Genomic DNA, 14504 nt, shown 5'->3' with positions numbered 1-14504 from the left:
CGCGTCACTGACAACCGCATGCTCAGGCGTTTCCTTTGGGAGTGGTTTCGCTCAGCCATCTCATTTCGGTAGCCGTCCCAACGGGCTGGCTCGCAGCTTCGAAGGCGTCGATCAGCCTCTTTGCGGCCTTGTTGGCAGCGTGCGACTCCGAATACTTGGCTTGCACGGCCCGGGCCCGGTCATACACTTCTTTCAGCCGCTTGACCTCTTTGGCTCCCAATAGTCCAAGCGCAGCCGGATGCCTGGTCATGCCGCTTCTCCTTCTCGCGTCGGAACGTCGAGCAATCCGTTGTCTGCCGGCCGATGCTTGCGGCCGCCGGCGATCCGCCTTTCGAAATGCCAGAATGACAAATGCGCTATCGTGACCGTTACCGTGTAGGAGAGCACAAAGAACACGAGCCTTTCGGCTAACGAGCGTGCTGGCAACACGCCGATATGGCCGAGAATGAAGGCTGCCGCGTTGATTGCCAAGGCATGGAAGATGTAAGCCCCGTAAGATATCTCCCCGATGCGGTGAAACAAGAGCGGTCTCAGAAGCCAGGACAGGGATCGGTCGCCCGTGGCGGCGAGGGCCACCAAACCGCCAGAGGCGATGGCCAGCGCCGTATAGAGAAACACTTCCCTATATTGCCCCCACAATATGCCTGAAACGACGTTCCTGACTATGGCGATGCCCTGGGCATGCACCACTGAATAGTTCAGCCATGTGTAAGTCGCGGCATAAGCCAGCATGGCCGCGGCGCCTGCGCAGGCGAGGGGCCGAGCCAGCCTATGCAGGAGCCCGTAGCGCTGGGCAAACGCCAGGAGCGCGCCCATGGCAAAGGAATCAGTGTGGAGGAAAGACCCTGAATAAATCCGGTAAGCGCTCACCTCGCTGTCGAGATGGAGGCTGGCAACTTCCGTTGCAGCCGCGAACCTCAGGGGGGTGGCCGCGACAAGGGCAGCAAAGAGCAGCAGGATCACGATCCGCTTCGACGCCAGCACCAGCACGACCCCGTAAACGAGATAGAACTGCATCTCGACGGATATCGTCCAAAGGTGACCCACGGGCCATTCCGACAAAGTGCCTCTGCCCAGCCCCATCGCGATGTTGTGAAAAAATCCGAAAAGCGAGAGAACGTCGACAAAGTCCGGATGAGTTCCACTCAGGAGGGCCAGCAAAAGGCCGACGCCCACATAGGCGTAGTAAACCGGGATTATGCGGAGGGCCCTGCGGCGGTAGAAACTGCGCAGCCGCTCCATCGGGGGGCGGTTCGCGGGCCTTTCTATGACCGACAGCGTGACCACGAAGCCGGAGATCACGAAAAACAGCCAGACGCCTGTCCAGCCGAAGGGCATCAGCCCGCAATGCTGCGCCACGACAGCCGTCATCGCAAAACACCGGAGTGCGTCGACAGGGCCGACGCGCCCGGTTTGGTCGGCCGGCACATCGGAACTTTTGGCAAGCATCACTTAGCACCCAGCGCCCGGATGACCCGATCCGAGCCGGAGGCCAGCTTACATTGTGCCGAGGTCTGCAGGACATTCGCCCCCGCTTAAGCTTTAATGGGTACCGCCAGGCCGGCCCTGCACCCATTCAGTCAGAAGGCGTATCTGCCGTCATCCTACCGCTGTGGGATGTCCGACTACGCCCTTTGGTCCCCTTGTTCGGGACTCTCTCCTGCCGAACTATGCACTGTGAAGAATACTGTCTGTCGGCTGACGGACTTCCAACACGCGACGCATGCGAGAAAGGCCGGGGGGCATGCAGTTCTCGATTCCGGGACTGGCAGTGTGCGCCGTTGTCTTGATCGTCGCCTACTATTCCCGCGGCATGCTGATCGTCGGCCTTCTGGCATCCCTGGCGTTTGGGGCGACGTCCGCGATGACCCTGACCTCGATCGGTGGATCCACTCCGCTCATCTACACTTTGTTTGCAGCGCTGCTGGTGACCGCCGTTAGCGCGAGGCGCCACATCTGGATTGAGCTTGGAAGCGTGTTGGGGAGCATTCGCCCGATCTGGATTCTCGCCAGCCTCATGGCTTACGCGATTATCGGTTCATGGTTGTTCCCAAGATTCTTCGCCGGTCAAACAGTCGTCTTCGTCCAGGCGAAGACGCGAGGCGGGGTTGTCGAAGCCGCCTTGGCCCCGGTCTCAGGCAATACTTCGCAGACAGGATATTTCATTCTGGGCGGGCTCACCGCCATCGCGCTTTGCACGCTGCTGCTCCACTCCAACAGGATCGACCAGATACGCCGGGGATTTTTCCTGTGGTGCGGCCTGCATGCGGGCTCGGGGCTAATCGATTTTGTCGGCAAGAATTCGGGCGCTGGAGATTTGCTGGCTCCGATCAGAACCGCCAGCTACCAGCTCATGACGGGTGCGATCGAGGCAGGGTTCGTTCGGATCAATGGAGCCTTTTCGGAGGCCTCCTCCTTTGCCGCCGCGTCGCTCGCCTGTCTGGCCTTCTCCTACACCTATTGGAGGAACACCAAATCGCACCTTGCGCAATGGCTGGCAGGGATACTGCTCTTCCTGGCCATTCTGTCGACCTCCTCGACCGCCTATGTCGGCCTGACGATCCTCTGCATCCCGGTCGCCATATCAATGACGACCTCGGTCCTCAGGGGAAAGGTCGAGCGCGAGGAGATACTGATCATCGCTATCATGGCCCTGGGCACAGTCGCCGTGCTCGGCATCAGCCTCTACAATGCCGGGGCGCTGGATCCCTTCATCAGGCTGATCAACTCAACAATCATCAACAAGGCGAACTCCGCCTCCGGCGAGGAGCGTGCCTATTGGAACGTCAAGAGCCTGCAGTCCTTCCTGGACACCAGCGGTCTCGGCATCGGCTTCGGCAGTTCGAGGGCGTCCAGCTGGCCGATCGCGGTTCTGTCTCAGCTCGGCTTGTTCGGGTCGCTGATGATGGCGATCCTGGTCGGCATCCTTGCCCGCGGAGTCGGTCGAGAGCGTGAGTGGCTGGACCCGGAAACGGATGCCGTTGTCTTGAGCGTCAGGAACGCTGCCCTTGCCAGCATCGTTGCCATCTCATTGTCAGCCGGCAGCGCCGATCCGGGCATGATCTTCTTCATAGCGTTCGCCGTTGTGTGCGCCGCGAAAGTTCGCGCTCGGCGCAGCAGCATCGCATTCGAACGCACGCGGCATCAGTTGGTCGCACACGCGGCGTGACACGCCGCACCTGGAGACCAGCAAGTATCGACATTCTCCCTTTACCGTGTCTTAGCCGGACGCCGCAATTCTACGGCCTTCCAGGCCGCGCGCGCCTTTCTCGCAAACACCGTCCCGCGCGGCTCGCTGGCGGCTCTCGCGGTGGCGGGCGCCGCCGTAACCCTCCAGCGGCTCGTTCTGCCGGTCGTTCACTGGGCCGACGCCGGCCGCCAATGGAACCTTTTGCGGCCATGGACACGATAACGGCTTCACGCGCCACCCCTGTGCGCCACGTCATCTCCATGCTTGATGGAACCGGCGCATGCCGTTTGACGATAAGCTTGTCGCCGATACGATCACCTCTCTCCCTTCGCTCCTCGGCCTGATGATCGTGATCGCGGTGGTTAGCGGGCGAGACCCCGGCGACCCGCTGTCGAGGCGCTTTCTGTTCGGCTTGCGGGTCCTGGCGGTGCTGCTTGCCTGCCGCATTCTGGATTGGATCACCGGCCTCGGTGTTTTTCGGCTCGCCACCATCGTTGCGGCAGGCCTGTTGCCGCTGGCGGCGCTTTTGTTGACCGAGGGCTTGCTGCGCAGGCATGCGCCACTTGTCCTTAAGTCTTTCGCTGCCGGCGGCGCGGTGCTCTTCCTTTTGCTGGCGATGGTCCCTGAACGCTTCGTCGAGCCATGGCGGATGGCGCTGCTTCTGCTTTTCCAGTTCGGCGGCTTTGTAGCCATCGGCTACCTCGTGGTGATGCGCGACAGAGCCAGCCTGTCCTCGGCTGAAAACCGCACCGTCGAGCGCTTTCGTTGCTGCTCATCATCCCGTTCATGATCACGGACTACCGGCCGGGTCTGGTCGACATGCCGGTGCGGCTTGGCCGCATCGCCATCCTGTTCCTGTGCTGGCTGACGATCGGCCTCGGGCGGGTAGGCCTCGGCCATCGCGACACCATCGCGGCTTTCGCCGTCATTGCACTGAGTTCGGTCTTCGCCGGGCTCGCGCTGGGCGGCATCGACCACATCGGCTGGCGCGGCAGCGTCCAGGCCGTGGTGATCGTCCTTTCCGCTTCGCTGCTCGCCGTCATCTACAACGACAGCGTCAGCCTGAGCGCCGAGAAACGGCGCGAATCCCTGCTCAAGCACGTGGCCGAAGGCGACCTGACGGACTCGGCCCGCTTCCTGCGCGGGTTGCAGAACCACATCCTCGTCGAGGGCGCGCTGATCCTGACTACGGGCGAACTCGGCGACTTCGATTTGAAGGTGCTGTCCGCTGCGCTCAATCAGGCGCCCGTGCGCTCGATGCCTGATGTGCATCCCGAGTCGCCGCTGGACCAGGACACGCGCGAACAGCTGATGTGGCTGTTCGAGAAATATGAGGCCACCCACGTTCTTTTGGCCGACAAGCGACCCATTGACCCTTGTGCTGCTCAAGATGCCTGCGTTAGCCGCGTCTGCGGGGGTGGAGATGGAATGCGCGCCGTTCAGCGGATGGCGATACTGATCTTGCAGCGGGAGAGAGCGGCCTGATCGCCCCGCATGGCGAGGATCTCCTGGATTGTCGATCCGTTCGCGGATTTAGCAGGCCGACGTTAGACGCCGGCCTGCTGCGCGATTCTGATCAAGCCGCCCTGATCTTCGTCTCCTCATCGCCGCGCACCATCTTCGTCACGGCGGCGAAGTCGAGCTTGCCGGAGCCGAGGACCGGCACTTTCTGCACGACGCGCACTTCGGCCGGCACCATCAGGTCCATGGCGCCGTTCGCCTTGGCGAAGGCCAGGAAGTCCGCCCGAGTCGCGTTGGTTGCCTCCGTGACAAGGATCAGCTTCTCGCCCTTGCGGTGATCCGGCACCGTGGCGACGGCAGACAGCGATCCCTTCCACAATTCGCCGGCGAGCGCCTCGACGGCCGCCAGCGAGATCATCTCGCCGCCGATCTTGGCGAAGCGCTTGGCGCGGCCACGAATGGTGATGAAGCCCGCCTCGTCGACGGTGACGACGTCGCCGGTGTCGTGCCAGCCGTCCTCCAGCGGTTCGAGCACCCCGGGCTTTTCGGCACGCAGATAGCCGGCCATGACATTGGGGCCGCGCACATGGAGCCGCCCGCCCTCCTCGACACCAGGCACCGGATCCAGGCGATACTCCATGCCGGGCATGATTTTGCCGACACTGCCCGACTTGTTGTACATCGGCGTGTTGATGGCGATTACCGGCGCGGTTTCGGTCACGCCGTAGCCTTCGAGGATGCGCAGGCCGAACTTCTCCATGTAGGTCATGCGCGTGGCAGCCTTGACCGGCTCGGCCCCGGCGAAGCAGTAGCGCACCGAACGGAAGTCGTAAGGGTGCGCCGTGCGCGCATAGCCCGAAAGGAACGTGTCGGTGCCGAAGATGATCGTCGCGTTCGAGCCGTAGATCAGTTCCGGCACGATGCGGTAGTGCAGCGGCGACGGGTAGAAATAGACCGGCACACCCGAGATCAGCGGCAGCACCGTTCCCGCCGTCATGCCGAAGGAGTGGAAGATCGGCAGCACATTGAACACCTTGTCGCCCGAATGGAAGTCGATGCGCGAGGCCGCCTGGGCGGCGTTGGCCAGGATGTTGCGGTGGGTGAGCACGACGCCCTTGGGCGTGCCCTCGGAGCCCGATGTGAACAGGATCGCCGCCACGTCGTCGGGTCTGCGCGCGACCCGCGGCTTGCCTTTGCGCAAGAGGCCGAGCAGCTTGTCCTTGAGGCCGATTGTGGCCCGCAGGTCATCGAGCCAGACGATCTCCACCGAGCGGCCGATTTCTTCGACCACCGCGCCGAGCTTTGCCTGTTCGACGAAGGCGCGGGATGTGAGCACGGTCCGCACCTCGGCCGCTTTACAGGCGGAGAGAATGTTCGCCGCGCCCGCGGTGAAGTTGATCATTGCCGGCACCTTGCCGGCGGACATGACACCGAGCAGCGTGGCGCATGAGCCATTGGCGTTGGGCAGCATGACGCCAAGCGTCTGCTGGTCGGCATAGAGCGTCTTGAACTTTTCGCCGAGCACGGCGGCACCGGTGAGCAGCTTGCCGTAGCTGAGCGAGCCGGTGACCGGGTCCTGCACCGCGAGTTGCTTCATGCCGCGGTCGTTTGCTGCCAGGATGATCTTCTCCAGCACCGTCCGGTCGATATCCTGGGTGCGGAAGACGAGATCCGACATCACCTGGTAGAGCGCGGCACCGGCCGCGGCGCGGCGCTTGCGGCCTTTCAGCTCCGGCGGAACCTCGAGCCTCACCGGCTCCAGGATGGTCACGTTGACCTTCGGGAACAGCCGGCGGCGCACATGCTGCGACGTCAGCCGCGAGAAGTAGCTCTTCTCCAGCCCGTCGATGCGCACCGGCACCACCATCGAGCCGGTCTTGTCGGCGACCATAGCGGCGCCGTCATAGACCTTCATCAGGCCGCCGGTGACGGTGATGCGGCCTTCGGGGAAAATCACCAGCGGATCGCCGCCCTGCACGATCTTGATCAGCGTTCGGGTCGACATCGGCTTGGCCGGATTGAGCGGCAGGGCGCGGGCGAGCTTCAGGAAAGGCCTCATCCACCATGCCTGCGCGATCGTGTAGTCGATGGCGAAGACCGGCTCCTCGTCGGTCAGCGTCAGCGCCAGCGGACCGTCGAGAAAGCTGACATGGTTGAGCGCCAGGATGGGCGCCGGGCCAGCCGCCTTGAGGTTTTCCATCCCTTCCACCTCCAGGTGATGGAAGGCGCGGAACAGAATGGAGACGAAATCGCGGAAAGGATTGGTCGGCAGGTATTTCAGCATCAGCCAGGCGGCGACGGCATTGATCGCGGCAAGGCCGGCCAGCACGCCTGCAATGGAGACGCCGGCGCCCTGGATGGCCGCAACGAGGCCGCCGCCGATGGTCATGAAGCCGGCGCTGACGACGTTCACCGCGGCAACGATACGAGCGCGCCGGTCCTCCGGCGCCCAGGCCTGCACGGCCGCAAAGGTGGGCACGACCAGGAAGGCGCCGGCGATAGCCAGGCCGGCCAGATCGATGGCGACGCGAATGGTGTTCTGCCCGGCGAAAAAGGCAGCGAGCGTCTCGGCCTGGGCCGAACTGTGCAGTCCCCAAACGCTCCAGGCGAGGTCCAGTCCGAACACGGCCATCAGCGCGGTGCCGACCGGAGCCGGCAGAAGCACCATCCGCCCCTGCGACATCCATGCCGCAATGGCGGAGCCGACGGCGACCGCGACCGCGAATACGGCGAGATAGGCGGTCACGGCGATCTCGCTGCCGCCGAGCGAATTCTTGACCAGAGGGGGCAGGAGGGAAAGGACGATAGCTCCGACCAGCCAGAACCAGGAGGCCATCAGCGCCGCCCGCCATATCCGCTGGTTCATCCGCAACTCGCCGACCAGCCGCCAAGTGGAGCGCAGGATGTTCGTGTCGATCGCAAGGTCCGGCGCCGCCGAGCCGGTCGACGGGATGTAGCGGCTGACCAGCCAGCAGCCGACCGCGAGGATCATCATCATCGGGCCGAACACCGCAACGCCAATGCCATCGGCCGAGACGATGCCGCCGACGATCGTGCCGCCGAGGATGGCGGCGAAGGTGGCCGACTCGATCCAGGCGTTCGCCCGGGGCAGTTCCCTGCGTTCGAGATGATCGGGCAGGATGCCGTATTTGATTGGCCCGAACAGCGCCGAGATCACGCCGAACAGGAACAGCGCCGTGAGCAGCACCGGAATGGACGAGAGCGCGATGCCGATGACGGCCAGCAGTGCGGCGCCGATCTCGACGAATTTCAGCCTGCGCGCCACGAAAGCCTTGTCGAACCGGTCGGCGATCTCGCCGCCGAGGGCGGAGAGAAGCAGGAACGGAGCCATGAAGATTGCTCCCGCCAGTGTCACCAATGACGCCGCCTGGTCCGCCGCCAGCGTGTACAGAATGAGGAATACCAGCGTGTTCTTCAGAAAGTTGTCGTTGAAGGCGGACAGGAAGTGCGTCCAGAAAAGTGGCGCGAAGCGCCGTGACGTCATCAGATGGTTGTTCATGGCCATTTCCATTTGGCAAAGACCGTTATAGTGACTGGCGGTTGCTTGCGCGGTTCGAGCCCTGTTGTAGCGCGAACCGGTTACGTTTCGTTACTGCGGTTGATGTCCATCAAGAGCTTCTCGGCCTTGGCATATTCCAACCTGTTGATGAAGCGGCCTGCCTCCTCGGCGTCGCGCAGCGTCTTGGTGATGGTGATGGACGTATGGACGAGCATGATTGCGGCCATCGCGTAAAACCCTTTTGCGGCAAAACTTGCCTCCATGAAGTAGATGCCGCCCGCCATCATGCTGGCGGCGATGGCGAAACTGGCCATGGTGAACATTTTCCAGGCGCCGGAATCCTTGGGAGCGTAGCTGTTGGTGGTCATCGATAGGGTCCTTTCGTTTCTGCGGTAGGTTGGGCAGGTGTCGGCCTGTTTCAGGCCGGATACAGTCAGGCCGGCCTGGAAACCCTCTTCGCCAGCCGTTCGAGCACGACATCGGCGCTGTTTCTCAGCGGCGCGCCGCACCCGGCGGCGGCCAGTTTCTCGCTCATCGCGGCCGGATCGCCCGTCTGCTCCATCTCGGCCATGGCGGCCGCGGCGGCGTCGATCTGCTTCTGACGCGCCCGCAGGCGAGACAGCGTTTCCTCGGCATCCTGGAGCGCCGACAAGGTTGATCCGGGAGCGGTCTCACGCAGCCGCTGCGTCTTGTCCGCGGCGGCCGCAATGCGCTGGCCGCGCTGCAGGTCGCGCAGGCGCATTTCGGAGGCGCGAACGATCCGCTTCAGCCGCTCGATTTCCGTGCCGAAGTTTTTCTGTGCGTCTTCCGACGCGGTGCGCTCGGCCTCTAGCAGGGCGATCGTTTCGGCCGCCTCGCATGCAAGTTCATTCTGTTCCTGTTCGAGCGCCGCAACCGTGCGCTTCTCCAGATCCTCAATGCGGTCGACCAGCTTTTTATGTTGCTGGACCTCCTGATCGTTCTGGGCAATCGCAATGGCGACCGCACGGCGGGCGGCAGCGATGGCTTCGGCGCAGTCGCGTATCTGCTGGCGCAGGATCACCAGCGCGTTGCGGTCGACCACCGCTTCCGCCGCCTCATGGCTGCGCCCGCGAACCAGCGCAAAAAACTGTTTCAACATTCCCGCTTCTCCTCTATGAACATTGTTCAAAAACGCAGCGTAACACACTGTGAACAACGTTCGAGGTAAAAATGAACGTTGTTCATGAAAATCGGATCGAGAAGGTTAATGACGGCAAAACGGGACGCCAGGCGCGAGGATCTGAGGAGCAGGTTGATCAGCGCCGCACGCCTGCGAATTCAATCATCGGGGCTGGGCGGGCTGCGTGCCCGTGACATTACCGCCGATGCCGGCTGCGCGCTCGGCGCGCTCTATACCGCCTTTGCCGACCTGGACGAGCTCGTTCTTCACGTCAATTCGGAAACCTTGGCACGGCTGGGAGAGGCATTGCGCGAGGAAGCGGCCATGGCCGCGGAGCCAAGCGAGAAGCTCAAGGCGTTGGCAAAGGCCTATGTCGGCTTCGCACGCGGCAACCGAAGGCTCTGGGCAGCATTGTTCGAGCACCGGATGGCGCCCGGCGTGCCGGTGCCGGAATGGCACCTCGCCGAGCACGCCGTCCTTATCCAATATCTGGTCGAGCCCTTGGCGCTGCTCAGCCCGGCGCTCGACCGGGCGCAACTCCTGGCGCGGGCCCGGACACTGTTCTCGGCCGTCCACGGCATCGTTGGCGTGTCGCTCGAGGGTCGGTTCATTGGTCTGGCCGCCGCCGATCTCGAAAGCGAGCTGATGGGCTTCATCGGCACCTGGGTCACTGGCCTGAGGCAGCAGGAAGAGCTCGAACCCGCGAAATGAATCCTGCCTTGCGCGGGCTGCGCGACACCTTGGGCCAGGCGGCTTCCGGTTCATGACATCGGCGAAGACGAGTTGTACCCGCTTGGATCATTGCGGTGCCCCGGGCTCTGGGGTAATTTAGATCCTGATTGGATACGGGGGGATGCCTCGCCGCCGCGACGCAAGCCTCTCGTCATGTCCAGGCAGATTGTGAAGTCTTTAACAGACCTCGGCGCCGCAAGCTGCATTGTGGCCGACAGGTCATAGCAGTTAAGGATTTGCCATGCTGCGATGCTGCGCGTTCCTTGCAGCCGTGATCCTCGTGGGCTTCGCATCCTTCGAAGCGCACGCCGATCGGCGGGTTGCCCTCGTCATCGGCAATTCCGAGTACCGGGATATTCCAGCCCTCAAGAACCCGGACAAGGACGCCGACGACGTTTCCAACACTTTTCGGATGGCCGGCTTCGAGGTGTTCCTGGCCAAGGATCTCACCAAGCTGCAATTCGAGAAACAGTTCCGCAACTATCTCGCCGCGGCCGACGGCGCCGAGCTGGCCATCGTTTACTATTCGGGCCATGGCTTCCAGATCGGCGGCGAGAATTTCCTGATCCCCGTCGATGCGTCCCTGAAGGATGCGGCCGACATTGAGGTCCAGGCGGTCAAGCTGGATGACGTGCTTGAGCAGATGCGCTCGAAGTCCAAGATCCAGGTGATCATCCTCGACGCCTGCCGCAACAATCCGTTTCCGCGCAAGGATTACTGGCTGAGGGACCAGCTGATCACCGCCGGCAACACTGGTCTCGCGCAGGTGAAGAGTTCGCTCAACACGCTGATCGCCTTCGCCACCGAGCCCGGCGCGGTCGCCTATGACGGAACCGGCGATCTCAGCCCGTTCTCGTCGGCATTCTCGCGCCGCGCGCTGGCTCCGAACCAGGAAATACGCACCGTCATGGCGGCTGTGCGCCGCGATGTGGTCGAGGCCACCTCCGGCAAGCAGGTTCCGTGGGAGAATTCCTCGCTGATCGACGATGTCGTGCTGATGCGCCGCGCCACCCGGCCCTCGCTGCCGCCGGTGCTGGAGAAAATCGTGCCGTCGGGCATCGGTCCGGTGGCCCTCGACCTGCCGCAGCCGGTCGACGTCGATGGCGGAGCCGTCACCGTCAGCATCGAGAGACCGCCCGCGCTGGGGCGCCTGACCCTTGACGGCAAGCCGGTCGAGATCGGCGCGCCGATCCAGGGCAAGGATCTGCCGCGCCTGAAGATGGAAATCCCCAAGGGCGTCGGTGCTCAGGAAGAGGTCGACATGCTGGCCTACGCCACGCATGACGAATGGGGCGGCGAGGCGCAGGGCATCATGGTGTTCCGCGTCAAGAGCGGCGAGGGCGCCCAAGGCGAACAGGTCGTCGCCTCGCTCGAGGCCGAGCAGAAGCAGCAGGTCGTGGCGCGGGGACTCCACATCACGGGTGCCGCGGAAGCGATCGACAAGCGCGATGTCGCCATTCCCGTCGGTGTCGGCCCGGTTCCGCTGAAACTGGAGTTTCCGACCAAGGACCCCGCCGTCAGCGTGAAACTGGCGAGCTATCCGGCGACGGGAACACTGTCCCTGCCGGATCGGACACTGTCGCCGGACTCGAGCCTGATGGCCGACGAAGTCGAGCATTTGAGCTACGAACCCCAGATCGGCGTCGCCGCGCCGGTCGAGGTCGGCTTCGAGATCCGGGTCGACAACACGCCTTCCAAGCCTGCCACGATGAAACTGTCGCCTAACGTTGACGCCTGCGACCGCGAGGCCGGCGAACCCCTCGACCTGCAAGGTGTCGTGCCGGGTCTGCTGCCGAACGAGATCAGCAGCAACGCCGTGGACGTCTGCCAGGCGGCGGTGAAAGCGTACCCGGATGTGGCCCGCTTCCGCTACCAACTGGGACGCGCGTTGCTCGCGGTGGGCAAGGTCGATCAGGCAAAGAGAGAGATCCAGGAAGCCGCCGACAAAGGCCATGTGCGGGCCGTATTCGAACTCGGCTACCTCAATGCGACCGGGACCGGAATGCCTGTCAACCGCAAGCAGGCCAATACATTCTATGCCGCCGCTTCCGACAAGGGCGATCCATACGGGATGACGTCCTGGGGCCGTGCTTTGTTCAACGGCTACGGCGTCGAGCGCGATACCGGCAAGGGGCTCGATCTGCTGCTCAAGGCGGCCGCGATGGGGCATACCTATGCCATGAACGATCTCGCCGCGATCTTCACGGAAGGGCGCAATGGCGTCCCCGCCGATCCCGCCCGTGCCGTTGCCTTCCTGAAAGCCGGCGTCGAGCGGCAGGATATGTATTCGATGAACCTGCTCGGCCGCAATTATCTCAGCGGCCAAGGCATCGACAAGGACCCGAAGGCGGCGCTGACGCTCTTCCAGAAGGCCATTGACCTTGGCCAGCCTTATGCCCCGGGCAGCCTCGGCCGCATGTATCGGGACGGCGTCGGGGTGCAGCAGAACCTCGACGAAGCGCAGCGGCTGTTCGAGCTGGCAACGACGCGCGGCGATCAGTCCGGCGCCTATGACCGCGCGGCTCTCGAGATGCAGAAGGGCGATCAGGCTGACCAGGCCGTAGCCGTGCGTTTCCTCGCATTCACAGTCGCACTCGACGCTCGCAACGAGTTGCCAGACGCCAAGGCGACGCTGGCCAAATTCGGAACGAAGGCGAAGACGGCGGCGCTCAAGAAGTTGCGTGGGGAACTCAAGTCGAAGATCGCAGCCAGCGGTTCGCTGGAGGACCAACTGGTCAAGGTGGCCAGAGCGGTTTGGGAACAGGCCAACCCGCGTCGGGATTTGTTCTGAGCAACAGGGAGGCAATGGTGGGCAGGGCATTGAAGCAGGCGATTATTGCAACAACTCTCTCCGGCGTTCTTGCGGCACTCATGGGCTGCACATCTCTGTTGCCGAAATCCGAGCCGACGCCGGTGGCGGTGCAGCCTCCGCCGAAGGTTACCGCCACGACGACGGCGCCGACGGTCGTCAAGCAGAAAAAGGCAACCGCCAAGAAGGTCATCGTACCGGTCGAGGAAGAGCCCAAGCCAGTTGTCGCCCCAACGTTGGGTGGTGGCAGCAGTGGCGGCAGTGGCGGCGGTGGCTGGGGAGGTTGACAAGCAACTGGTTGGCTAAGGTCCAGCGGCTTCAATACCCATCGGCCGCTTGCCGCTGCGCCTCTATTTCTGCAATCTGGATCCCCATGTCGACGAAGGCGGCAAGGACGGCGAACCGGTCCGCGAGCGACACGCGCGCCAGTCCGGCCAGGATCCCCGCGCTGACTGCATGGCCGGCGGGCAAGTGCGCCGGCGCCACCTCGTGCGCCGCGCCATTGTCATGCGATACCGCGGCCAGGCAGATCCAGGCGGCCGGCGTCGCTGGAGGTATTGCTTCAGCCGCCGTTTCCATTGCCGTCCGGTGGCGGGGATCGCCGGGCTCGCCGACCCAGTCGCGAATGAGCGCCAGCAATTCGAGATCCCTGCCGTCGAGCAATTCGGCGAGGTTGCCCAGGCATTCATGCGCCCACCAGACTGCCGCCCGCTCGGGCAGCAGGTAGGCACAGAAGGTGATTGCCTCTTCGGGCACCCGGCCTGCGAGCAGCGCTCGGCAGAACTCGATCGACAGCTGATCCGTTGGCGGCGTCTTCATGTCCATGGCGATGGCCGGGCGGGCAAGGAAGAGATCCCGTGCCGTTCTGGATCGGAACTCATTGGCCATGGCTGCCCCGCCTTCATCCAAGGGACCGACGAGCACTCAAGCCCCGAGCGAGGCGCTGGTCAAGGTCTTAGCCATAACAGCCAAAGGGCCTCGGCAGCGTGTCTTTGTTCACAGACAATGGCTTCGGAATTTGATATGGTCCCGCTAGCGAAATCCGACGCTCAAATGGGAGTAACGGTCATGCGGTGGGCCAGTTCAGCCTTGGTATTGGCGGCCGTGCTTTTTTCGACGCACGTTTCCGCCGATCCGCTTCAGAAATCCGAAGACATCGTGAAGTTCTTCACCGGTCCGGGCAATCTCGGCGCGTCCCGCGGCATCTGTGTCGGCACCGAGGAAGAATGCAAGAGCAAGGCCGACAAGGCAGGGGCGCCGCCGCAAAAGGCCGGCCTCGACATGATGATCAATTTCGCCCTCGATTCAGCCCAGCTCGACCAGACCGCGCGCACCGAGCTCGATGAGTTCGCCAAGGCGCTGAAGGACAACCGGCTGAGTTCGTTCAGCTTTGTCGTCGAAGGCCATACCGATGCCTCCGGCTCCGACCAGTACAATCAGGAACTTTCCCAGCGAAGGGCGCAATCGGTGGCGTCGTTCCTGACCGCGAATGGCATCCAGGCTGCGCGATTGGAACCGATCGGACTGGGCAAGTCGCACCCGCGCGTTTCCGATCCCTACGACCCGGTCAATCGCCGGGTGGAGATGCGGATCAGGACCGAATAGGGCGCCCAAACAGATCCGGCAAAGCGCGCCTCTGCAAGTTGGCTCG

General features: G+C 63.3%; 13 protein-coding genes. 7 read left to right on the top strand and 6 right to left on the bottom strand.

Annotated features, from left to right (window positions below):
• Positions 1 to 22: 22 nt before the first annotated feature.
• Both EJ074_RS09860 and EJ074_RS09855 read right to left on the bottom strand, forming a co-directional pair.
• Positions 23 to 250, bottom strand: a complete 228-nt coding sequence (locus EJ074_RS09860) for a hypothetical protein (RefSeq protein WP_129553192.1) — start codon at positions 248 to 250, stop codon at positions 23 to 25.
• Positions 247 to 1449 carry an acyltransferase gene (locus tag EJ074_RS09855; RefSeq protein WP_129553191.1) on the bottom strand — a complete coding sequence of 401 codons (1203 nt, stop codon included), beginning with the start codon at positions 1447 to 1449 and terminating at the stop codon, positions 247 to 249. Before EJ074_RS09855 ends, EJ074_RS09860 begins: the two co-directional genes overlap by 4 nt.
• A 295-nt stretch (positions 1450 to 1744) precedes the next feature.
• On the opposite strand from EJ074_RS09855, the gene EJ074_RS09850 reads away from it, so the two are divergent.
• From EJ074_RS09850 to EJ074_RS09840, 3 genes are all read left to right on the top strand, one after another.
• Positions 1745 to 3169 carry a hypothetical protein gene (locus EJ074_RS09850; RefSeq protein WP_129553190.1) on the top strand — a complete coding sequence of 475 codons (1425 nt, stop codon included), beginning with the start codon at positions 1745 to 1747 and terminating at the stop codon, positions 3167 to 3169.
• A gap of 301 nt (positions 3170 to 3470) precedes the next feature.
• The gene (locus tag EJ074_RS09845; protein ID WP_129553189.1) at positions 3471 to 3980 is read left to right on the top strand and encodes a hypothetical protein; all 510 of its coding nucleotides are present in this window, start codon (positions 3471 to 3473) and stop codon (positions 3978 to 3980) included.
• Entirely contained in the window at positions 3956 to 4675 is a 720-nt protein-coding gene (locus tag EJ074_RS09840) for a hypothetical protein (RefSeq protein ID WP_129553188.1), read from the top strand. Before EJ074_RS09845 ends, EJ074_RS09840 begins: the two co-directional genes overlap by 25 nt.
• Before the next feature lie 91 nt (positions 4676 to 4766).
• Here EJ074_RS09840 and EJ074_RS09835 read toward each other — a convergent pair whose 3' ends face one another.
• From EJ074_RS09835 to EJ074_RS09825, 3 genes are all read right to left on the bottom strand, one after another.
• Positions 4767 to 8171 (bottom strand): acyl-[ACP]--phospholipid O-acyltransferase, encoded by a 3405-nt coding sequence (locus EJ074_RS09835; protein ID WP_129553187.1) that lies wholly within the window; start codon positions 8169 to 8171, stop codon positions 4767 to 4769.
• Between the two features lie 80 nt (positions 8172 to 8251).
• Positions 8252 to 8539: a YiaA/YiaB family inner membrane protein gene (locus EJ074_RS09830; protein WP_129553186.1), complete on the bottom strand. Its 288-nt coding sequence runs from the start codon at positions 8537 to 8539 to the stop codon at positions 8252 to 8254.
• A 65-nt stretch (positions 8540 to 8604) separates the two neighbouring features.
• Positions 8605 to 9291, bottom strand: coding sequence for a PspA/IM30 family protein (locus tag EJ074_RS09825; protein WP_129553185.1), 687 nt, complete (start codon positions 9289 to 9291; stop codon positions 8605 to 8607).
• Between the two features lie 108 nt (positions 9292 to 9399).
• On the opposite strand from EJ074_RS09825, the gene EJ074_RS09820 reads away from it, so the two are divergent.
• From EJ074_RS09820 to EJ074_RS09810, 3 genes are all read left to right on the top strand, one after another.
• A complete protein-coding gene (locus EJ074_RS09820; protein WP_165349902.1) occupies positions 9400 to 10023 on the top strand; it encodes a TetR/AcrR family transcriptional regulator in 624 nt (207 codons plus the stop codon).
• 262 nt (positions 10024 to 10285) lie between these two features.
• Positions 10286 to 12835, top strand: coding sequence for a caspase family protein (locus EJ074_RS09815; protein WP_129553183.1), 2550 nt, complete (start codon positions 10286 to 10288; stop codon positions 12833 to 12835).
• 29 nt (positions 12836 to 12864) lie between these two features.
• Positions 12865 to 13140, top strand: a complete 276-nt coding sequence (locus tag EJ074_RS09810; protein WP_245454816.1) for a hypothetical protein — start codon at positions 12865 to 12867, stop codon at positions 13138 to 13140.
• A 31-nt stretch (positions 13141 to 13171) separates the two neighbouring features.
• Here the strand turns inward: EJ074_RS09810 and EJ074_RS09805 are convergent, their stop codons facing one another.
• Positions 13172 to 13741 (bottom strand): hypothetical protein, encoded by a 570-nt coding sequence (locus tag EJ074_RS09805; protein ID WP_129553181.1) that lies wholly within the window; start codon positions 13739 to 13741, stop codon positions 13172 to 13174.
• 180 nt (positions 13742 to 13921) lie between these two features.
• Here EJ074_RS09805 and EJ074_RS09800 point away from each other — a divergent pair, with 180 nt between their 5' ends.
• Complete coding sequence (locus EJ074_RS09800; RefSeq protein WP_176478430.1) at positions 13922 to 14458, top strand: OmpA family protein; 537 nt, start codon at positions 13922 to 13924, stop codon at positions 14456 to 14458.
• The last annotated feature ends 46 nt before the right edge of the window (positions 14459 to 14504 follow it).

The organism is Mesorhizobium sp. M3A.F.Ca.ET.080.04.2.1, assembly GCF_003952525.1.
GTDB lineage: Bacteria > Pseudomonadota > Alphaproteobacteria > Rhizobiales > Rhizobiaceae > Mesorhizobium.
The sequence above is the reverse complement of the archived record's forward strand: the minus strand, read 5'-3'. Positions and strand labels throughout refer to the sequence as shown.